The organism is Paenibacillus sp. J23TS9 (assembly GCF_018403225.1).
Classification (GTDB): Bacteria; Bacillota; Bacilli; order Paenibacillales; family Paenibacillaceae; genus Paenibacillus_AQ.
In genome coordinates this window covers 125,122-146,784 of sequence record NZ_BOSG01000001.1, presented here as the reverse complement: position 1 = coordinate 146,784, position 21,663 = coordinate 125,122, and the positions used below count along the sequence as shown (strand labels likewise).

Annotated in this window: 16 protein-coding genes; 5 read left to right on the top strand and 11 right to left on the bottom strand. The window is 48.4% G+C overall.

The window, feature by feature from the left end; all coding sequences use genetic code 11:
- The first annotated feature begins 17 nt into the window (after positions 1–17).
- Together KJS65_RS00680 and KJS65_RS00675 are read left to right on the top strand one after the other, a co-directional pair.
- On the top strand, positions 18–863 hold the full coding sequence (locus tag KJS65_RS00680) for a carbohydrate ABC transporter permease (RefSeq protein WP_213648144.1): 846 nt from the start codon (positions 18–20) through the stop codon (positions 861–863).
- Positions 864–996: 133 nt separating this feature from the next.
- Entirely contained in the window at positions 997–2,220 is a 1,224-nt protein-coding gene (locus KJS65_RS00675; protein WP_213648143.1) for an MFS transporter, read from the top strand.
- Between the two features lie 37 nt (positions 2,221–2,257).
- Here KJS65_RS00675 and KJS65_RS00670 read toward each other — a convergent pair whose 3' ends face one another.
- Positions 2,258–4,306, bottom strand: a complete 2,049-nt coding sequence (locus KJS65_RS00670) for a methyl-accepting chemotaxis protein (protein ID WP_213648142.1) — start codon at positions 4,304–4,306, stop codon at positions 2,258–2,260.
- A gap of 256 nt (positions 4,307–4,562) precedes the next feature.
- On the opposite strand from KJS65_RS00670, the gene trhO reads away from it, so the two are divergent.
- Positions 4,563–5,462 carry an oxygen-dependent tRNA uridine(34) hydroxylase TrhO gene (gene trhO / locus KJS65_RS00665; RefSeq protein ID WP_213648141.1) on the top strand — a complete coding sequence of 300 codons (900 nt, stop codon included), beginning with the start codon at positions 4,563–4,565 and terminating at the stop codon, positions 5,460–5,462.
- 532 nt (positions 5,463–5,994) lie between these two features.
- On the opposite strand, the gene KJS65_RS00660 is transcribed toward trhO, so the two are convergent.
- From KJS65_RS00660 to KJS65_RS00630, 7 genes are all read right to left on the bottom strand, one after another.
- Positions 5,995–6,756: an AAA family ATPase gene (locus tag KJS65_RS00660; protein WP_213648140.1), complete on the bottom strand. Its 762-nt coding sequence runs from the start codon at positions 6,754–6,756 to the stop codon at positions 5,995–5,997.
- Positions 6,757–6,874: 118 nt separating this feature from the next.
- Positions 6,875–7,849, bottom strand: coding sequence for a diaminopimelate dehydrogenase (locus KJS65_RS00655; RefSeq protein ID WP_213648139.1), 975 nt, complete (start codon positions 7,847–7,849; stop codon positions 6,875–6,877).
- A 129-nt stretch (positions 7,850–7,978) separates the two neighbouring features.
- A complete protein-coding gene (locus KJS65_RS00650; RefSeq protein WP_213648138.1) occupies positions 7,979–9,901 on the bottom strand; it encodes a DUF2207 domain-containing protein in 1,923 nt (640 codons plus the stop codon).
- A gap of 171 nt (positions 9,902–10,072) precedes the next feature.
- Positions 10,073–10,291 carry a hypothetical protein gene (locus tag KJS65_RS00645; RefSeq protein WP_213648137.1) on the bottom strand — a complete coding sequence of 73 codons (219 nt, stop codon included), beginning with the start codon at positions 10,289–10,291 and terminating at the stop codon, positions 10,073–10,075.
- 113 nt (positions 10,292–10,404) lie between these two features.
- Positions 10,405–11,391 (bottom strand): hypothetical protein, encoded by a 987-nt coding sequence (locus KJS65_RS00640; protein ID WP_213648136.1) that lies wholly within the window; start codon positions 11,389–11,391, stop codon positions 10,405–10,407.
- A gap of 208 nt (positions 11,392–11,599) precedes the next feature.
- On the bottom strand, positions 11,600–14,929 hold the full coding sequence (locus tag KJS65_RS00635; protein ID WP_213648135.1) for a DEAD/DEAH box helicase: 3,330 nt from the start codon (positions 14,927–14,929) through the stop codon (positions 11,600–11,602).
- A 142-nt stretch (positions 14,930–15,071) separates the two neighbouring features.
- On the bottom strand, positions 15,072–16,136 hold the full coding sequence (locus KJS65_RS00630) for an undecaprenyldiphospho-muramoylpentapeptide beta-N-acetylglucosaminyltransferase (RefSeq protein WP_213648134.1): 1,065 nt from the start codon (positions 16,134–16,136) through the stop codon (positions 15,072–15,074).
- A 166-nt stretch (positions 16,137–16,302) separates the two neighbouring features.
- On the opposite strand from KJS65_RS00630, the gene KJS65_RS00625 reads away from it, so the two are divergent.
- Both KJS65_RS00625 and abc-f read left to right on the top strand, forming a co-directional pair.
- A complete protein-coding gene (locus tag KJS65_RS00625) occupies positions 16,303–16,452 on the top strand; it encodes a hypothetical protein (protein ID WP_168928783.1) in 150 nt (49 codons plus the stop codon).
- Between the two features lie 92 nt (positions 16,453–16,544).
- The gene (abc-f, locus tag KJS65_RS00620) at positions 16,545–18,446 is read left to right on the top strand and encodes a ribosomal protection-like ABC-F family protein (RefSeq protein WP_213648133.1); all 1,902 of its coding nucleotides are present in this window, start codon (positions 16,545–16,547) and stop codon (positions 18,444–18,446) included.
- 65 nt (positions 18,447–18,511) lie between these two features.
- Here abc-f and KJS65_RS00615 read toward each other — a convergent pair whose 3' ends face one another.
- The 3 genes from KJS65_RS00615 to KJS65_RS00605 form a co-directional block, all read right to left on the bottom strand.
- Positions 18,512–19,132, bottom strand: coding sequence for a 50S ribosomal protein L25 (locus KJS65_RS00615; RefSeq protein WP_213648132.1), 621 nt, complete (start codon positions 19,130–19,132; stop codon positions 18,512–18,514).
- A gap of 193 nt (positions 19,133–19,325) precedes the next feature.
- Positions 19,326–19,778, bottom strand: a complete 453-nt coding sequence (locus KJS65_RS00610) for a cupin domain-containing protein (RefSeq protein ID WP_136606661.1) — start codon at positions 19,776–19,778, stop codon at positions 19,326–19,328.
- Between the two features lie 223 nt (positions 19,779–20,001).
- Complete coding sequence (locus KJS65_RS00605) at positions 20,002–21,489, bottom strand: carboxylesterase/lipase family protein (protein ID WP_213648131.1); 1,488 nt, start codon at positions 21,487–21,489, stop codon at positions 20,002–20,004.
- Positions 21,490–21,663: the final 174 nt, after the last annotated feature.

The window sequence follows — 21,663 nt, the reverse complement described above, 5'->3', positions numbered from 1 at the left end:
CCCAGGAGGAACCAATTATGAAATCAGGCGTTTCAAACCCGATTATCAAAATCATATTCTATGCCATTCTAGTGATATGGGGAATTTCCGTTATTTATCCGCTTCTTTGGACGCTGCTGGATGCCCTTAAGAACAACGATCAATTTTTCCGGAAAATGCCATGGTCGCTGCCGGACTTCCCGCTGCTCTGGAGTAACTTTACTTATGTGTGGAGTGAATTCAGCTTCGGTACGTACTTCACGAATTCGGTTGTCGTTACCCTTGGTTCGACTCTGCTAGGATTGTTTTTGGCAGCCTCAACCGCATATGTTTTGGCACGCTATCCTTTTAAAGGAAGCTCTGCGCTCTTCCTGCTTTATATTTCTTCCATGATGATTCCTTTCAGCTTGGCATTGATTCCTTTATTCTTCTTGTTAAATTCCATGCACCTGACGAACTCTTCCTTTGGCCTGATTCTGGTATATGCATCCACCCTGATCGCCTTTGGTATCTTCGTATTGGTTGGTTTTTTCAAGAGCTTGCCTAAGGAATTGGAAGAAGCGGCTTCTATTGATGGTGCATCATACTACGGAATATTTTTCAGAGTTATGCTCCCTCTTTCCCAGCCTGGACTGATTACCGTCGGCATCGTCAATGTTCTGAATATATGGAATGAATATATCATCGGAACCATACTGGTGAATGATCCTGTACACTACACGCTGCCTGTCGGCATCGCTATGATGCAGGCACAGATGCAGTACCGTACGGAATGGGGTCCACTCTTTGCAGGACTACTTATCACGATCGTTCCTGTACTGGTTATGTATATGTTCTTCCAGAAGCAGATTGCCAGCGGAATTACGGCAGGCGCCGTGAAATAGCCGGAATACGGCTGAAATGCTAGCCATGAATATCATATTGAACAAACCTTAGTCTGGTGAATCCATGCTAAGGTTATTGTTTTTTTGGGGCTCAATTTACATTTATCTCCATCACGAAAAGGGAGCGGGCAACGTGTCAAACGATATACGAAAACTGCTGATCATGAACATCATCAGCTCGATCATCTCCATATATATCGCCATCTTCGTTAATTTGTATATATGGGAGTCCAATCATGGAATCGGTGAAGTTTCCCTTTATAATCTGTCCATGTACATATGCTGGGGGCTGACGTTTGCGCTCGCCTCAAAGCTCATCAGCAAATATTCCATCCGGGTGCTGCTTGCGATATCTGCCGTATGCGGAGCCATGGCGTTCATGTATTTAATGACCGTTCAGCTCGATAACCGGCTGCTCTGGATTACGCTGCTCGGGATTCCGGTTGGCATGATGTTCGGATTCTCCCAATCCTCTCAGAACTTAGGGATCGCCATGCAGGGAAAGGAAAACGAACTTGCGCCCTACTTTGCCGCTATTAACATTACATCTCAGGCGCTGAATATGGCCGTTCCCATCCTTTCTGCGGCAGTCATCCAAGGTTTTGGTTATAGGGGTTCATTTATTACAATGTTGATTTTTATCGCTGTGATGCTTATCTATTCGTCGAGAATGCCGCGGATCTATCTGCCCCCTCAGACTTCGCCCATCGAGATGCGTGAACCCATCTATACCTTAGGCTTCCGATCGGCCTTCAGCTACCCTGGTGCCAAATGGGTTCTGCTATCGCTGCTTGCAGCCGGAGTGTTTCTCCAGTTTCAAAATTTGTTCGCCCTTCTGTTCACCTTTTCCGTCACACAGAACAAACTATGGATTGCATTATTGAATTTACTCTATACCCTATCTTCCCTGCTTGGACTTTTGCTCTACCGCCGTATTAAATTCAATGAAATGAAGTGGCTTTGGATTGGGACGCTGCTGCTTGCCTTCGGGTTTCTGATCGCTCTGCTTCATAATCCCATCATGCTGATCGTATCCAATATCTTTACCTCCGTCGGCATGTTCTACTTTTCCATCGTATGGAACGCGCAGCAGTTCAAATATATCAAACATCTGAGCCCGACCACCAAGCGAACCTTTCTCGTATGGAGAGAATGTATTCTCGTATTTACACGCTGTCTGCTGCTGAGCCTGACCTTTTCGCTGACCGAAATGCAGGGCATGGCCTTCGGCATCATCGTGATGATCACGATTGCCTGCCTGGTCGCTATCCCTGTATTCCAGGGGCTTGCCGGACGCGAGAACAGTAAAATGAATCAAACACCTAACACCAGTAAAACCGAGCAAATGACAGTGTAGATTGGTTTATAAACGAAAAAAAGACTCCCGCCCGGAGTTAAATCTTAAACCGGGACAGGGAGTCTTTTAACACTCCGGAAAGTACTTGAAGCTTCTTGGACAGATGAACCAGACCTGTGCTGATGCCAAGCTGTTCGTTACTGAGTGATGCTACTTCTTCAGAGGTAGCCAGCGATTGATCCGATACGATACTGACGCCCATCATCGCATCCGACAGCAGCAGCTGGGACTGCTCCAGATCAAGAATAGAACGGTTAACAAGCGCTAAATGACTCATCAGCTCACCCATTTGCGAACCGACCTGATTAAAGAGCTTGTCGGCGTTTTTCACCGATGAGATTTGCTGCATAAAGATAGGGCTTGAATCACTCAACACCAGGGCGGTTTCCTCTATATCCTGTTGTATGGCTTCTGTGATCTGACCAACGGCATCTACCGACCGCTTGGCCTGCTCGGACAGGGCACGTATTTCGTCAGCCACCACTCTGAAGCCTTTGCCATAACTCCCCGCTCTGGCTGCTTCAATCGTAGCATTCAGGGATAAGACATTCGTTTGCTTCATCAATTGTGTCAGTATCTCCAGCACTTCAGAAATAGACTCCGTGCTTTTCTGCAGCTTCGAAACCTTGCCGGTGATGGAACTAATTCGTTCCTCCATATCCCCGGTTTTCTGAATCAGCTCGTCCATATACTCCGTTCCCATACGGCTAGTTCCATTTACATCCTCCGCAAGACTCTGCATTTCCCTGCTGGTCTGGACAAGGGTTTCCGTCTGTTCCTTGGACCTTTGCGCCAGCAGCTTGCCATGCTCCGCATCGCTCGCCAGCCCTTCGCCGCCTTTGGCGATATCTGAGGTGGCAGATGCAATTTCCTTTGCTGTCTCTTCCGTATTCAGGGATACATGAGAAAGTTCGCTTGCCATTGCCAGCATCTCAGCAGCAGAGTCTCCTGTATGATGCACTAGATCGGTTAAATGCAGCATCATTTCATCAAAGCTTCTGCCTACCTGGCCGATTTCGTCCTTCGATGACGCATGGGTTCTGACCTGCAGGTTGCCGTCTGCTCCCTGTTTCATCAGCTCCCGCAGACTGTTCAGCGGTTTACCGATCATTCGGGCCACCATCCAGCCAATCAGAATGGCCAGTATAAATGCACAGCCAACCACCCACAGCGTTGCTTGGAAAATCTGCTTGGTATCCTTCAGCATCTCACTCACCGGAATCATTCCGATGGTGAACCATCCGTTCGTTTCTGATTTAGCCATCACAACCTGTTTGGATTTATCCGGAGTGAGAAAAGAATATTTTGGATTGCTCATCCCTTCTGGAGGGAGTGAAATACCGGACGTTTTCCCAAGCTGCGAGGATGCTTTACTGTAAATAATCTGATTCTGGGGACTAATGACCTGAATGGCGCCTCCGTCACCCATATGCACATTCTCCACCTGTTCCTTAATGGCTGCCAGGTCGATATCAATAAGAATGACACAATATCCGGTGGATACGCCTTCTCCGGAAATCACTCTGCCCAGCGTAATGGTCGGATTCGTATTCCGGTTTCCTTCCAGATTATGATCAATCCAAACGGATTGTCCGCCGCTCTCCACGATTTTCTTAAACCAGTCTTCACTGCTGTAATTTTTGCTAGCAAGAAGACCGGATAGCGTTGGAACGATTGTCCCATCGGTTTGCAGCACTTCAATGGAAGTTATATACGTATCTGAAAACATGTACGATTGCAGTATGGTATCCAGTGTATCCGCAAGCTGCGTATATTCTACCGGATTATCCTTTTGTTCTAACATTTCAAGGACCGTATTCTGCATCGGTTTGTCGACCATCATCTGCAGCAAAATCTTATTAAAGGAATTGTACAGAAAATCGAGCTTCTGACTCGTTTGCAAAGCGGTCTCCAGATACGCACTGGTGACCTCACGTTCTAGCGCTCTCTTGGAGATTTGATATGATACTACGCCTGTAACCGCCACAAAAGCAATGATAGCAGCGACAATAATCAGGGCAATTTTCGTTCCGATTGACCGCAGCGGGTTCCAGCGGAACGGCTCTCTTAATGATTTTCCATGCATTGGCAAGTCCCCCTATATTACCGTACAGTCTATTTAAATGGTATAATCTTACTATATCGGTCTTTACGGGCACTCTCTATGGATTATCTTCTTCATTTTCTTGAAATTATTCTCTTACCGATCCGTTCTTTCGAAATCGGTTAAGCCTTTGTTTAATTGCCGATAATGGAAATGTTCCATACTTTTTAAGTTGACTATGTACGGCAGATTCATCTACAATGAAATATGATAAATTTACAAGACAGGTGAAAAAATAATGACAGCATCTAATGATTACCGTATTTTGCTATATTATAAATTTGTAAGCATTCCTGATCCAGAACAGTTTACAGCTGAGCACCTTCAATATTGTAAGGATCTTGGCGTCAAAGGACGCATTTTGATAGCATCGGAAGGCATTAACGGAACTCTGTCCGGTACTGTGGAACAAACCGAAAAGTATATGAATGATATGAAGGCCAATCCATTGTTCGCCGACACGGTCTTCAAAATCGATGAGTCCGAAGGACATGCGTTCAAGAAAATTTTTGTGCGCTACAAAAAGGAACTGGTCACTTTCCGTTATGAAGAAGAGCTTGACCCCAATGTCATCGGTGGCAAGAGACTGTCTCCGGTAGAATGGCATGAAATGCTGCAGAAGGAAGACGTTGTTGTCATTGACGGCCGTAATGATTATGAGTATGAAATCGGCCATTTCAGAGGCGCCATCCGTCCTGATGTTGGTTCGTTCCGCGAGTTTCCGGAGTGGATTCGCAACAACATGAGTGAATACAAGGACAAAACAGTACTCACTTACTGCACAGGCGGCATCCGCTGTGAAAAACTGACAGGCTTCCTGATCAAAGAAGGTTTCCAGGACGTATCCCAGCTGGAAGGCGGCATTGTCACTTACGGTAAGGATCCTGAAGTACAAGGTCATCTATGGGATGGCAAATGCTACGTGTTCGATGAGCGCATTTCGGTGCCGATTAACCGTACGGAGGAAGATACGATTATCGCCAAATGCATTCACTGCGGCACAACGGAAGACCGTTACATCAATTGTGCGAATCCGGTATGCAACAAACAGCATGTTTGCTGCACCGATTGTGAAGAAGAGCATCAATCCTTCTGCTCCGATGAGTGCAGAGAAGCTGTTTTGGCTTTGCAGGCGTAAATTACAAGTTCTGGTTAATACGCAGGTGGCTGTACTATGGGAATGTTTTGATTCCTACGGGATGGCCGCCTGTTTTTTTGTTTGGAGCATGTGGAGCGTTTGGAGTGCTGCGAGGTCAGACGATGCTCCCATCGCTGTTGTCTCCAAATTTTCATGAACTATTTTTAAAGGTGAAAATCCGGAGACAAAGGCGACCGCTGCCGCTTGTCCGCATTCGTCTGCCCTCTTCGCTACTTCGAGAATATCCATTCTTTATAACATTAGGTAGTGCCGCATGGTAGCGGAGAGAACGAAACGATTCCGAAAAAGCGTAGCGGTCGCCTTTGTCATCAAATTTCTACTTCAGAAAAATTAATTCAGGAAATTTGATGATAACAGCGATTATAGGAACGTTTCGTACATGGAGCGTCTCATCGAGCGTTAAGACTTATTCAAAAAGCCATTTCATTCTAATGTGCTACTTAGCGCAATTTGTTTCGTACAAAATAAAGGCTGTCCCGTTAGTTACGGGACAGCCTTTTCACGTACAATTTTATGTCTCTTCCTCCAGCAAAATGTCCAGCATTTGCTCGCGGTCATTCATCATTTTCCGGGTAATAATGTAATGCTCTGTGTCCTCCAGCGCCACCTGGCGCATCCCTTCTTCGTCCAGCAGCCAGATCTCGGCATGCGGGTATGTCATCAAGATCGGTGAATGCGTAGCGATCACGAATTGCGACTGCTTGGTGACCAGCTGATGCATGCGCGTCAGCATAGACAGCTGCTTCAGCGGCGACAGGGCTGCCTCCGGTTCGTCCATGAGATACAGCCCCCTGCCTCCGAATCGGTTCATGAATGTCGCGAAAAAAGATTCGCCATGAGACTGCTCATGAAGAGATTTGCCGCCATACGAATCCTTGATGGGAGGTCCTGATCCCCACTCAGCATCCAGCTGATCAATGTTGGTTGCTACGTTATAATAGCTCTCCGCACGAAAAAAGAAACCATCCCGAGGACGAACTACTCCCTTGGCGAGACGCATATAGCGGTACAGCTCCGAATGTGATGACTTGGTTTCGAAAGAGAAGTTCAACGTTCCACCTTCAGGATTAAAGCCCCAGGCGACAGCCATCGCTTCAAGAAGCGTAGACTTTCCCGATCCGTTCTCCCCGATAATGAATGTCACCGGCTTTTGAAACGAGAGACTGTAGAAATCGTGAACTGCCGGCAGACTAAAGGGATATGTCCGGAAGGAAGGTACCTCCTCCCTTTTCAGCATCATACTCCGCAAATATAATGATCGCGGGTCTAACATGAGGACTTCAGCTCCTTTCGTCTCTTACCTTTCACATTGCATAAATGATCATAAAAGGGCACCATCCAACCTTATTATGGATGGAATGATGCCCTTGATACGACTTGTCCAGTTAAAATTACAGCAATTCCTTGCGGAGCTGCTCTGCGGATTTAGGTGACAGCAGGCCAAACGGAATATCAAATACCGTCTTGGCGCCTTTATCACCCTGTGCAGACAGCTTCGCAGCCGCACGCGCATAAGCTACCAGCACGCTGGCAGTAAATTCAGGGTTACTATCCAGCTTCAGGCCGAATTCGATGATTTGGGTGCTGTTCTCACCGGTCCGTCCGCTGCGCAGCACGGTACCGCCGTGAGGCATAGCGGAGTGGTTAGCCTTCAGTTCATCTTCACTGATAAAGTTCACGGTTGTGTCATAGTCAGAGAAGTAATTTGGCATTTCTTTAATTTCTTTTTCGATGCGGGCTTGATCCGCTCCTTCTTCTGTCACCACGAAGCACTCACGCAAATGCTTTTGACGAGTGCTCAGCTCCGGATTTTCGCCGGCGCGTACTTTGGCAACCGCATCCTCAACTGGAATGGTATACTGGACGCCATTTTTCACGCCTTCAACGCGGCGGATCGCATCGGAATGCCCTTGGCTGACGCCGCGGCCCCAGAAGGTATATTCCTTGCCTTCAGGCAAGATCGCTTCTGCAAGCATCCGGTTCAGTGAGAAGAGACCTGGATCCCAGCCCGTAGAGATGACACTGACATGCCCAGCAGTAGAAGCCTCTGCGTCCACAGTAGCAAAATACTCAGGGATACGCGCATGCGTATCAAAACTGTCGACCGTGTTGAACATTTTGGCAAACTCCGGACCTTGTTCTGGCAAATCTGTGGCGGAACCACCGCATAGAATCATCACATCGATTTTACCGATGTATTTTTCCGCTTCCGAAATATGTACAACAGGCACGCCAGCCTCTACGCCGTTCGGCTCGCGGCGGGTGAAGATGGCTTCAAGCTGCATATCCTGATTTTGACGGATCGCCTTTTCCACACCTTTGCCCAAGTTTCCGTATCCAACAATACCAACCGTAATCTGTTTCATATAATCCTCCCAAAGCACTCAATATAGTGTCTTTTCTCTTTCTTTCTGTTTTCTATTATAAACAGATTTGTGGATACATGTCATCCGATGTGAGAAAAAGCACAAATTTTCCGTATAATAATACAGGGACTAAAAAGCCCCTGTACCTCCGCCGCCTCCTCCTCCACCGCTGTAACTGCTGCTGCTGGAGCTCGAAGAACCCGAAGCAATGAAGCCGAGATGACTTTGCGTGTACATCATGGACGACAGAATATCGGCGCTGAATAAAAGCGGAATGGCAGCGGCGTAAGCTGCGGTGTTGCCCGGCTCTTGTTCCTTGATCCGCTTTACGTATTGAGGAAGGACACCAAGCAGAACGGCGTGTTCTGCATCCCGCTCCACATGGGTCGGATCCCATTCAGCTGTATCTCCACCTTGTCCGAGCTCCCTTCTCCAAGTCTTGAGAGCATACCGGTACTGCTGTGTCTTCCTGGACATGAGATATCTCGGAAGCAGCGCGGCGAAGAGTGCGGAACATATAACTAGAAGCATGTAGGAGCTGCAAGCATCCTCATGGACGATCTGGGTTCCGATCGCTAAGCAGGCAGCATGGTAAAGCAGAATCCATAGCTTGGATTTATATTGGAGGCAGGTCCAGATCCCTCCGGCGCCCAGGAAAATAGCAGTCAGGAGTATACTTAAGCGGGAAGCAACATCCACGTAGTACAGATAAATCAGCATAAGATAAAGAATGATAACCATCAGCGGAATCAGCAGTTTGAGCAGCTTATTCGTTCGCACCTCTTCCGCATACGGCTCTGTGTGGGCTAAAGTTCTGCTCCATGTTCTAAACTGCTTGGCATGTTTCTCCGACTTTAGGCGATATTCTGCGATCAGCTTCGAATCCTGCTTTTCTTTAAATGTGGGCCCTGCGACGGAGTCCAGCCGGAATACATTTTCCTCGTTAAACAGCCATTCGACCAACTGACGGTCGGCCGCATTCAGCTGCTCCACATTACCTTGAAAAGTGAACAGCAGGGTTGTGTCAGGTGCTGTCGGCTCCTCCAAAAAGCGTTTTGATGACGGCACTTCCCGGACCGTAACGAGTCCACGCTTGCGTAGGGATAGAAGGCCTGCGATAAAGTCTTTCTGCTTCAGCTTGCTCTTGCGGAGAATATACGTTTTCAATAGGGGATCCAGCTTCTCCAGCTCATCCTTGTTAACCTGACGGCGGCTTGACCAGGCTGATATGCTTTTCCATGACAACAGGTACAGAATTGAACCCAGAAGGAAAATAATCGTCAGCACCTGAATGACCTTAACCGCTTCCTGCATTCTCCCCTCCCGGAGCTGCATCCGGTCTTCCCGCTTCTGTTCATTCGCGAGCAGCTGTTTTAGAGATATACCCTTCTGGTTATTTTTCATTTGAGTTAACTGATCCTGCGGGAAGAGAACCAGCATCTGGGCATCCCCATACTTCGAAAGATTTTCGTTTTCGTAATGAACCGCGGGCTCTTCTGCGGTCGTAATACTTCCTCCCGTCCGATCATGCAGATAGGCATGCACATCGGCTTTTTTGTAATCAGACGGCAGATATACATCTACTTTGACATGATGAATGTCCTGATTACTTTTCTTAAAAAAGCTATAATCCAACTTACCTGCATCACTATATCTAACAGCGGCCTGGTTGATGCGGTACCGGTAATAGACCTGCTTCACCTCATCATTAGCCGCATTGTATATGTAATAGGTATCGTTATCTCCATCCCACTTCACATCCAGGGGCTCCAGATTTTCATCCTTGAATTCACCCAGCTTCTTGCCTGGAGGCGGAGCATAGGCTTCAAAAAACTCGATCCCATTCTGTTCGCCCTGATCGATATACCTGGTGGTGCCTTGAAAATTGCCTTTGAAATTGTATGTGAATAATTCCTCCACATATAAATCCCCATCGGGCATGACATAAGCTCTCGTATCAACCTGATCCATGGAGAAGCTTTTTTTGTCGCCACAGCCTGTCATGACCAATATGAAAACAAGACCTACCATCGCCAGCATCCATTTCTTCATCCACTCACTCCTATTCCAGTACTCTCGGTGTTTTTCTCTCTGGTTTTATTTAATGTTTCTTTATATATTAACAAATGTTGCCTATGGTGAATCAAGAGGATAAGGTACCAATATGCGATAATCAACCATCCTCTTCCAAACACAAAAAAAGAAAAGCCCCGCACACTGCATTCAATCCATTTGCAGCAGTGCTGGGACGCAGTTTGGCGGGTTAAACCGGATTATCGATTCATAGTGATATTGGGATCTGCCCAGGCAAAACTTTAGGCACACGGTCATAGGTGAGCATTCCAAAATTTCCTGTTTCACATCCGCGAGCTGCTTATCACATAAGCCGTGAATAATCAGCGTACGGTGAAGCGGTCCGATCACGACCCGTAGATGATTCAAATCATCCTCTTCATTGTCTGCTCTTCCGTAAAAAAGCCGCTGCCATGTGCATTTGCCTCCGATATACCTATCAGGCTAAATACCACAAAACAACGGCGTGATCTTTTATTTTTTCAGGGCCATGTCAGCTGCTCAACCGGATCAAAGCCTGTGGAAGAATCATACTTGATATGATGTCGAAATTGCTCCAGCAGCTGTGGACATGCCTCCTGCTCCATATCCACATTGGATAACATGCCCCGTTCAAATTCAACAGATAGCACGGTTACATATTCCTCCTGCCCCGTATCCCGGACAACCTTCGTATCCCTGGCATGAACGAGAACCGTATCCAGCGGCAGCACGGCGAACAGCTCCCTGGCAATCCGCAGTACGGAACCGCATACGTATTTACGCTCCATTTCATGCTGTTCCTCTATGTCAAGCGGACTCGCCGTCAAGATCCCTTCCCCAGTCAGCTGCTTCGACTCCATTGGAATCATCTGCCCTGAGTTCACATCCATCTCAACCTCTACTGCGGCCGCATTCAGAACGTTAAACTCCAAGCCGCTTCCCAAGGTTAGCAGATCTTCCAGCGGAGCCATTTCTTCAAGCACACGCAGATATGCCGTTCGGTTACCTTCGAGAATGCTGTGGGCAAAATCCGTCAGATTTTTCCACTGCAGATAATCTTGCTGATCCTGCTCTCTGGCCTTCGTTATCTGTTCACTCAGCTCCTGCATCATTCCGGCATCCTGTTTCAGAAGCTTTTGCATCCGTGTCGGTTTGAAATCCCTGTAGTTCTCCTCGGCCAGCTTTTCGCGCGGTCCCGTCTCTCCTCTTCGGAACGGCGCAGATGCGGCCGCAATCTGATCCCAAGAAATCGGTTCCCCGCATATTTGATGAATGGATGTAATCCATTCCAACTGATTTTCGTACCATTCAACTTCAAACGCTGATTTCTCGGCTTCGCTCCAATCAGCCTGTTCCTTTTGTCTGGCATTTCTTTTGGCGACCAGCTCCAGACGTTTCAAACAAGCGCTGCTTTGGACTCTCCGGTCGAGAAATGGCTGCATGAACGTAACACCTGACACTGCCGCTTCATCGTATCTATATCCCATATCATTCTTCTCCTCACAACAAAATCCATGAATTGATCACAGATAATAGGTCAAATATACTAGTGCTATGTAGGTAAATTTCGCCATTCCCTCCGAAATTCCTTCACAAATCCTTATATAGAAAAATAATTCGATGACATATGAACAAAAAAGAGGAAAAACCCAATGTCGAAACAGGATTTTTCCTCTATTTATGCAAATCCATCCTCTACAGAGCAAGCAGCTCGCGGATTTCCTGTTCTGAGAGTGCAGTCTGCACCTCTGAGCCAGGCTCCATCACTTCGCGAATGAGATCTTTTTTCCGCTTCTGGAGATCCAGCATTTTTTCTTCCACAGTCCCTTTCGTCACCAGACGGATGACCTGAACGACATTCTTCTGTCCCATCCGGTGAGCCCGCCCTGCAGCCTGCTCTTCCACAGCGGGATTCCACCATAGATCATATAAAATAACGGTATCCGCCCCAGTCAGGTTCAGTCCCGTACCTCCGGCTTTGAGTGAAATAAGGAACACATCATTCTCCCCGCTGTTGAAGCGTGCACAGGTATCCACGCGTTCTTTGGCTGGTGTCTGTCCATCGAGATAAAAAACCGGAATGCCCAGCTTGCCGAGCTCACTCCGGATAATTCGAAGCATGCTGGTGAACTGGGAGAAAATCAGCATTCGTCTGCCGCTGTCCAGGCAATCCTGAGCAACCTCCAGCAGCTGCTGGAGCTTCCCGGACTCACCTTCATAGCCGTCAACAAACAAGGCAGGATGGCAGCACAGCTGGCGCAGTCTCGTAATACCGGCCAATATTTTCATGCGGCTCCGCTGGAAGCCCTCGAATTCTAGATCACGCATCGTTTCTTCCTTAAATTCCTCCAGATATGCAGCATAGAGCTTCTTCTGTTCCTTGCTGAGCTCGGACTGCTGCACCGTCTCGATCCGCTCAGGCAGCTCTTCCAGCACATCAGCACGCAGCCGCCGCAGAATGAAGGGCTGCACAATCCGTGCAATTCGGTCACGAGAGAGACCACGGAAGTTTTTAAGTCCGGCAAATAGCCCCGGAAATACAGCGTCGAAAATCGACCACAACTCATCAACGGAATTTTCAATCGGTGTTCCGGTCAGCGCAAATCTGCGCCCTGCCGTTACTTCCCGCACGGCCTGAGCCGTTTGGGTAGATGAATTTTTGATGGCTTGGGCTTCATCCAGAATCAGTGTACTGAATGTCATTTCCCGGTAGATTCGGATATCCTTGCGCAGTGATGGATAGGATGTAATGATAACATCCGCATCATAGTCAGGCATGTTGTCTTCATCATCCGCTTCAGGGTCTGCTTCAGGGTCTGCCTCCACATCCGCCATACGCAAAAGCATGTCATTTCGTTCCTTCTTCGCTCCCAAAGCCACTTGAATGTTAAGGGATGGGGCAAACCGGTGAAACTCATTTTCCCAATTGTAGACGAGCGACGCAGGGGCCACAATCAGCACAGGCTGACGCGTCGACTGCTCCCGAATTTCTGATAGAATAAAGGCTATACTCTGAAGCGTTTTTCCCAGCCCCATATCATCCGCCAGAATTCCGCCAAATCGGTATGATCCAAGCGTTTTTAGCCACTGATATCCTTCCTTTTGATAATCACGTAGCACATTAGACAGCTCTTCCGGAATAGAAAATTCCCCATGCTCAGGACGCAGCATATGATCCAGCAAACCGCGAAGTGATTTTCCGAGCTGGAGACTGCCGCTATCTAGGTCCCGAAGCTGGAGTCCCCTGAATACAGGAAGCTGCATTCGGCTGCCGGTGATATCCCCTTTTTTCATTCCCATCTCGTCGTACAGCTCACCGAACAACTGGAAGGCATCTCCCTCAAGCGACAGGTATGCTCCCTCAGGAAGTCGGTAAAATTTCTTCTTCTCCACAATACTCAGCAGAATCTTGCGGATTTCCTTTTCGCTGATTCCGTCCAGCTCAAAGCTGATCTCCAGCCAGTTCGTCGTCTGGTCCGTATCCGCCTTGATTTTGGGAGCCTTCCGGCCCGTATGCATCATCTGTTTAACTCTGTCCGTAGCGTAAACCTCAACCCAGGCCTCAAGCTTCGGCAGCATATGGAATAACACATCGTACATGCTTTCCTCCTCGGAAAGATCGAGCGACCACTCCTTGTCGAAACGGATAAACTCGCTCGCATTCAGCATGTCCAGCAGCTTTTTCTCCTTTTCCGTATCTCTTACCAAAATCAGTTCTACATCTTTGCGAGCTTCCCAATCATCGGCGAGCGCATCAATGACAATTCCCCCGTACACAAATTCCACTCTGGCGAAAAGGGAGGTTTCATCCCGGTCCAGATAAAGCTTGGCAGATAGTGCAGGCTGCACTATTCGGTCACGAATAGCCGAATCCACCGAAACTCTCCCGATTTTACGGAGGCCGGGAACAACCCTTTCCATCAGGGCATCCATTTGATGAGGTGAAACCTGAATCTTGGTATGATCTTGGCGGTACAGCATGGACTTCATCTCCGACACAAGATAAAGCTCCCGTTCCGCAAGAAGAAATATCTTCCCTTCCAGAACGGCACAACTGTAGGCATTCATCACCATGACTTTTTTTAGTCCCCGAATTTCAAGACCGTAAGCATTGCCGGTTCCACTACTGATTTCAAAAGAGATTGGCAGCTTGTCCTCTGCCGCAACCATCAGGACCGGTTCGCCGATGTCCCGCTCCAGAAGAGCTCCTGCAGCAATCAAATGCGGCAGCAACGTCCCCCAGGCAAGTGGTGGTACGGTTAAGAGTCGCTGATTCCCGGAAGATGAGAAACCGCCGTAGAACCTTCCCGTCTCGTCATAAGCAAATTCGCTGTCTGCGATACGCATCAGTTGTTCTATGACTGACCAGTCCTCATCCCGGAATGTATGCAGGCTTGGATCGTAAGTGAACAGCTTGGTGAAGGGAAGCTGCTTTCCTTCCTCGATATGAAGCAGGAGCTGCCGAATGTTCTGCACGACATACAGCCGTTTCAGCCCTACCTTCATTTCAATCCTGAACTTGGGATCCGGCAGATATTCATCCGTAATTTTGCAAACAAATTCGACACTGAGTGTTTCCTTCAGGGCATTTGCAAGCCGCTGCCCCGCTTTGATGCGATTATGATCTGCAGCTTTGTCAAACAATTCAATTAAGCCGCCAGCCAGACGGATATCACGGGAGGTGATACTGGGTGTGGGAAGTGGCAATACCTCGCCTCTGCGATGGCCCTCCTCCACTCCGTTTTTCTCTTCCTCAAGCATGTTGATCATCACGGCTGCAATATGTTTGCAATACGGATAGTAACCCCCATATGCGGCACATTCGCATTCCGCACTAAAATCTGCCCCGTCAATATCGATATGAACATGAAAGACCTCCTGGTCCTGCACAACAGCCTTCTGGCAGCGGTCCTCTTCGTCGCGTTCCAATACCATAACCTGTCCCTGCTCTACCATCGTCTCTCCGCGTTTGAAGCCTGTGACTCCGCAAAGAGTCTTGATTCGTTGAGCGGTAAATGCCAGCATGTATCTGTCCTTTCCGAAATATCCATATTCCTATATAAATTGAACGAAAGAAAGCCTTGTTCAATATTGTGATTGTCTTTTCAATATACCATAAACAGAGGAAAGGAAGCGAAAAATTGAGAACTCCCGTTCCCTCATTTATCTATCTTGCCGTCTCCTTAATTAATTGGAATACAGAGGAAAGGGCTTCAGATTGTTTGTTTTTTCTCATATTGCCGATGAAACCTTCACGTTTGTTATATACTTCCATCACGCCTGCAACAAGAGAGGCTGCGGTCATCTCTTCCTCTTCCAAAACCTTGCAATATCCGGATTTTTCGAAAGAACGGGCATTCAGAATTTGATCGCCCCTGCTCTGCTGCTTGGTCAGCGGAATGAGGAGCATCGGCTTTTGAAGCGACAAAAACTCAAATATGGAATTGGAACCGGCCCGGGAAATCACCATATCACACATGGCTAATACATCCGGCAGCTCTTCGTTTATGTATTCATACTGCTGGTATCCACTGAGTCTTATACTCGTGTCCAACTGACCTTTTCCGCATAGATGGACAATCTGGAATCGCTCCGAGAGATCAGAGAGCGCAGCTCTGACGGTTTCATTGATTTTACGGGCTCCGAGGCTCCCGCCCATAATCAGAAGAACAGGTTTATTCGCATGAAATCCGCAAAACCTTCTTCCTTTATCCGCATGACCCTGATGAAGTTCCTTTCGAATGACGGCTCCAACATAGCGGGTTTTTGCTTTGCTGATTTGGCCGGCTGTTTCTGGAAAAGTCGTGCATACGGCAGCCGCAAGCGGAATGGAAATACGGTTTGCGAGGCCGGGCGTAATATCTGATTCATGAATGATAACAGGCACTTTGTTCAACCATGCCCCTATGACGACCGGTACAGATACGAATCCCCCTTTTGAAAATAACACCTGCGGCTTCCGTTTGTGAATCAATCGATAGGCTTGATATACTCCCTTGGCAATCTTGAACGGGTCCTTCATGTTTTGAAAGTCCAAATACCTTCGCAATTTACCTGTTGATATTGGAAAATAATCCACCTCGGGAAGGGAGCTGACAAGCTGTCTCTCAATGCCCTGAGCAGAACCTATATATTCCACAGACCAGCCCTCATTCAGAAAAAGCGGCATTAACGCCATATTAACGGTCACATGGCCTGCGGAGCCGCCGCCGGTAAACATAATCTTCTTCATAAATACCTCCTGCTCGTTGACTTCTTGTTGTTTTATTGTATTATACAGCCGATATTTATATAAGTACCGGTGCCTCCTTCTCCCATGCCTTATGACTGCCCCTTGCTATCTGAGGGCAAAACATATAGAATAAACATAACTTTTTTAAACAGGAGGTGAGGTAGCAGTGGCACAACATTTTTCGAACAACCGGATTGATCAGCTTCCGATGACGTTATCCGGCATTTTTTACAGAGCAGCACTCAACGGGATCCGTCTGTCCAATTTTAAATATCCGGTTGTTCTAAAAAAATGTGAAATGCCGCTCCTACCTTAACTTCAACGGAAAATAAGCGTTGAACGTTCAGCCGCAGGGACATTTCCCTGCGGCTTTTTTTCTGTAGTTCCGGCATCTATGGAGGAAAAACAATGATGATTCAATGTAAAAATGTGCAAAAATACCACGGCGCCCAGTTGGTGCTGTCAGATATCAGCTTCGAAATCGCAAATGGGGAAAAAGCAGCTCTGATTGGCCGCAACGGCTGCGGCAAGACGACCTTATTTCATCTATTAAAGGGAGAAGATGCCCCCGATCAGGGGAGCATCGCTATCCAAAAAGGAGCTCAGATCGGTCTCCTCGCGCAGATCCCGGAAGCATCCGCTCAAGAAACGGTGTATGAAGTGCTTCTTAAGCCTTTTGCAGCCGTACTCGAATGGCAGAGCCGGATGCGGACGCTGGAAATGCTCATGTCAAATCCTGCCGAGGCCAGTGAGCCCGCAATCCTCACAAGCTGGCTGGAGGAATACGGCAGGCTGCAGGAACAGTTCGAAAGAGCAGACGGATATGAGATCGAGTCTGCCGTCACCCGTGTGGCAGGCGGACTGGGCATTCCCTTCCAGCAATTTTCGCAGCCTTTCCCCTCCCTGTCCGGCGGGGAAAAAACGAAAATCGGACTGGCGGCACTACTGCTTGAAAAGCCTGATGTCCTATTGCTGGATGAACCGACCAATCACTTGGACATGGCCGCCATTGAATGGCTGGAGCAGTTTCTCGCTGAATATAGCGGTACCGTACTGGCTATCTCTCATGACCGCTTCTTTCTCGACAGGCTTGTCTCCAAAGTAATTGAAATCGAGGATGGAGAAGCCCACATCTATCACACCAACTACAGCGGTTATCAAAAGGAAAAGGAAGAACGTCTCCTGCTGCAGTTTGCACATTATCAGGAACAGCAGAAAAAGATTAAGCAAATGCAGGAGAGCATCAAGCAGCTGATTCAATGGGGCAACGAGGCCAATCCGCCGAATGCGGGCTTCCACCGCCGGGCAGCATCCATGCAGAAAGCACTGGACCGCATGGTCAAGCTAAAACGGCCTCTGCTCGAACGCAAGAAAATGGATCTTCAACTTCATCAGGATGACCGATCCGGCAAGCAGGTGCTTCTCATCGATCAAGTGGGCAAAGCCTTCGGGGACCGTTTCCTGTTCCGCGATGTCAACGGACTGCTCCGTTACGGGGAAACCGTCATGCTCCTGGGGCCAAACGGCTGCGGCAAAAGCACCCTGCTTCAGATGGTTCTTGGGGAAGAAGAAGTTTCAGAAGGAGCCATTACCGTGGGCTCCCGCGTCCTTATAGGCTATCTTGCTCAGCAGGAGCAACCGGAAAACACCCGGCAATCCGTGCTTCAATTTTATCGTGAGCATGCAGGGATCGAAGAAGGAGAAGCCCGTGGCAAGCTTGCACGTTTTCTGTTCTATGGAGCCGATGTATTCAAAGGTGTCTCCAGTCTCTCCGGAGGCGAATGGACGCGTCTGCGATTTGCCATATTGATGGAGCTGAAACCAAATTTGCTGATCCTCGATGAACCGACCAATCACCTGGATATTGACTCCAGGGAAGTGCTCGAGGAAGCACTGGAGGAGTTTCCTGGGACCATCCTTTCGGTATCTCATGACCGCTATTTCATAAACCGGCTTGCCGATACGATATGGAATCTGGAGCAGGGGAAGCTACGGATGATTGCGGGTGGATTTGATGAATACCAAACACGTTCACGCCATGAAAAAGCACAAGTGATTCCAGAAGTGAAGATTGTTCCTTCCGCCCCCGTTTCTGGGAAGCAACGCATGTCCTCGCCAAAATCCGCACCGGCATACTCGGAAAAGGATATCCTGGCAGCAGAGCAAAGGCTGCAGGAGCTGGAAACGCAGATGATGGATGAGACCATCGCCTGCGATGCAAAACAACTTGCGGAGCTACATGAAGAAAGCGAACGGCAAAAAGAACGGATTCAGAAACTGTACGAAGCCTGGATGAGTTCCGCGGAATGAATGCATGTAATAAAAAGCCCGGCCAAATGGCCGGGCTTTTAGACATGTATATTAAACGTTATACGTTATTCCTTCGATTCTTCTGCAGAAGCTTCCGGAGCTGCTTCTTCGGTTCCTTCATCGCCTTGCGCTTCCAGAACCGCACGAGGAGCGGTTACATGTGCAATCAGCTCTTCAGGAGAAGCGGTCAACGTTACGCCTTCAGGCAGCTTGATTTCTGAGGCCACAAGCTTGTCGCCCATGTTCAGATGGCTAACGTCCACTTCGATGGAAGCTGGTAGATTCGCTGGTAGTGCTTCAACCTCAAGCTCTGTTTCCAGATGCTGAATCACGCCGCCCGACTTGGTTCCTTCCGCAGTTCCGTGGAATTCAATCGGAACACGAACTTTAAGCGGCTTATTAGCGGAAATTTGCAAAAAGTCAACGTGGCTCCATACCCCGCCTTTTTTCTGGAAATCCTTGATAATGACATTCAGATCAGAGGAGCCCTCTACTTTAAGCTTGAACATTTCCGTACGGCCCGTTCTGGCAATCTTCACGAGTTCCTTAGCGTCTACGCTAAGCGGAATGTTCTCGGTTTGTGATCCGTATACAACGGCGGGAATACGACCGCTTTCTCTGAGGCTGCGCAAGCTCGAATGTTTGTTGTCGTTTCTTCGTTCTGCTGTAAGTGAATGAGATGACATCTTGAATAACCTCCTTTGATAGTTGCATATCTGTTACCGCAAGCTAGACGGCATATCTATGTATTACCCATTCCAGAGACAATACAAACGTTTCTGCCAGAAAGGATTCCCCATAAGGCTTATCTTTACGCAAAAACCCTGCTGCGAAATGCCCACAGCAGGGTTTTTGCCACTAAACAATAGAATGGCCAGTTTAATCAATCATGGTAAAGTCATCAAAATGAAACCCCGGAGATACAACGCAGGACACGAGAACCGGTTCATCTCCAAGCGGACGGGCTTCCTGCCACACATTGGCCGGAACCAAGGCCTGAGGAACCTGGCCGTTTTCCAAATCCATGCCGAGAATGATTTCCTGCCGCTCAGCCGGGTCCTCTCCGTCACCGCCAAGCGCAAGCATCAGCGGACTTCCAGCATGCCACATCCATAATTCATCGGAGTAAACCCGATGCCATTTGGAAAATTCCTGCGGATGCAGCAAGAAATAAATGGATGTCGCTGCCGGACGGGGGCCGGAATATTTGGGATCCAGTACTTCCTTGGGTATTTCAAAGGACGCCTCCCAAAGCCTCTTGTACCAGCCGCCTTCAGGATGGGGCTGAAGATCCAATGTCTTTATCAAGGGGGACAATAATGTTTCAGTCATGTTCTGCCTTCTTTCTGTGTCAGGATTTTGCAAAATCCTCATGTAAGTAACCCTGTACCAACAGGGAATCTGCCATTTACTTTATCAAATGTGGTACAAGGTGTAAATCGTCAGATTCCAATTATGATGAAGGTGCTTAGCCCCTTCATTTATGATTCCCCGTTTTTCCTCCTATTTTCAAAAATTAGATGCTGTGCGCGCTTGTCCGCCCTGTTCATATGGTTTAGTTCCCTGCTGTCAGCTTACGCCGTTTTTCGGCTTCCGGATCCGCATCAACCCGGCTTTCTTCAGCAAACAGCATGGTCCAACGCTTGTCGCTGTCATAAGCTGGCCATTCCAATGTTTCCGTTGACGGATTACCTCTCTTTGCAAAAGCCGTCCATGCATCCTGCATCTGCTCAGCCATAGCCCTCATTCTCTCATCGACAGGAAGCCCCGCTCCTTGAAGAAGCTCCAAGTTGTTAAGCACAAATGGAATTTCTGCTGAATGGAATGCCTTGCCCAGCAAAGGATGTCCCGGAATCATCGCGAAATCGTAGCGGTACATCCACACGGATGCATGGCTGCGCTGGGCATCGGCAAATAACAGCGCCGATCTAAAGAAGTACAGATCCGTCATCGCCTGGCGCTGGCCTTCAACCGTAACCGTATAATCTTCAACCCAAGAAGCTGCTTCTGGCGTTCCCGTCATTGAGGTATATGCTTTGGCATTTTCCTCCTTAGACAAGAGCGGTGCGCCCTCTTTGATAAACAGAGCACCTTCATCCTTATTAATTCCGATGATGATCTCTACTCCTGCCGCTGAACCTTGAGAGATTGCCTGCAGAGGAGAAAGGGGTAATTCCTTACCGTCAATGACAAGTTGGAACAGCATGACAGCGCTGGCGCCTGCAGCTTGTTTCAGCCTGTCCCCTGCATGCAAAATTTCTTCTGCAGGCACATTTGTGAGCTTTTCCAGTCCATCTTCCGAAACGTCGAGCATGTCAAGCAATGCCTTCGCCAGAAGCCGTCCCTGCTGATCCGGGATAGCTTGTGAAGCACCGCTCTGCATAATCGCCCGGCTGAACAGCCCCTTTGCCGCGGGCATCGCCAATAGTGCCGCAATACTCATGCTGCCTGCCGATTCGCCGAATACCGTCACCTGCTGCGGGTCCCCGCCGAAAGCGGCTATATTGCACTGAACCCACTGCAGCGCCGCGATCTGATCCAGCAGTCCGGCATTGCTGACATACCCGTCTTCTTCTCCATTGGAATAAGGCGCCCAATGCGCAAATCCAAGCGGACCAAGCCGGTAGCTCAAGGTGACAACAATCAATCCGCCCCGCCGTGCGAGTACAGAACCATCATAGATCGGCAGACCGCCGCCACCCGTTACGAAAGCTCCACCATGTATCCATACCATGACGGGTAGTGGCTCCTTCGACGGATGATCCGGCGCCCAGACATTGACATACAGGCAGTCTTCCGACTGGGGAATTCCACCGCGCTTCAGACCGAAAACTCCTCCAGCCGGGTCCACCGGCTGAGGTGCAAGAGGACCCGGGGTATCCGCATTTCTTATTCCCTGCCATGACTGGACGGGAGCAGGTCTCCGAAATCTCCGTTCACCGACAGGTGGTTCAGCGTACGGGATTCCCTTCCATGCTTTTACTCCGTGCTGTCTAATTCCTTGTATTACACCGCTATGTATGCGAATGATGAGATCGTCCAAATCTGACATCCTTTCTGAATGAAATACGATACTTTCATATTACCACCAATTTTAATGCTTACCCAATGTCCATCCGATGGTCGATTTCTATCAGGGTACATCTAGATTACCCTATATAAAAAAAGAACCTGCCTCATGGCAGATCCTTCATCTTATTTTTGTCAAATCATCCTC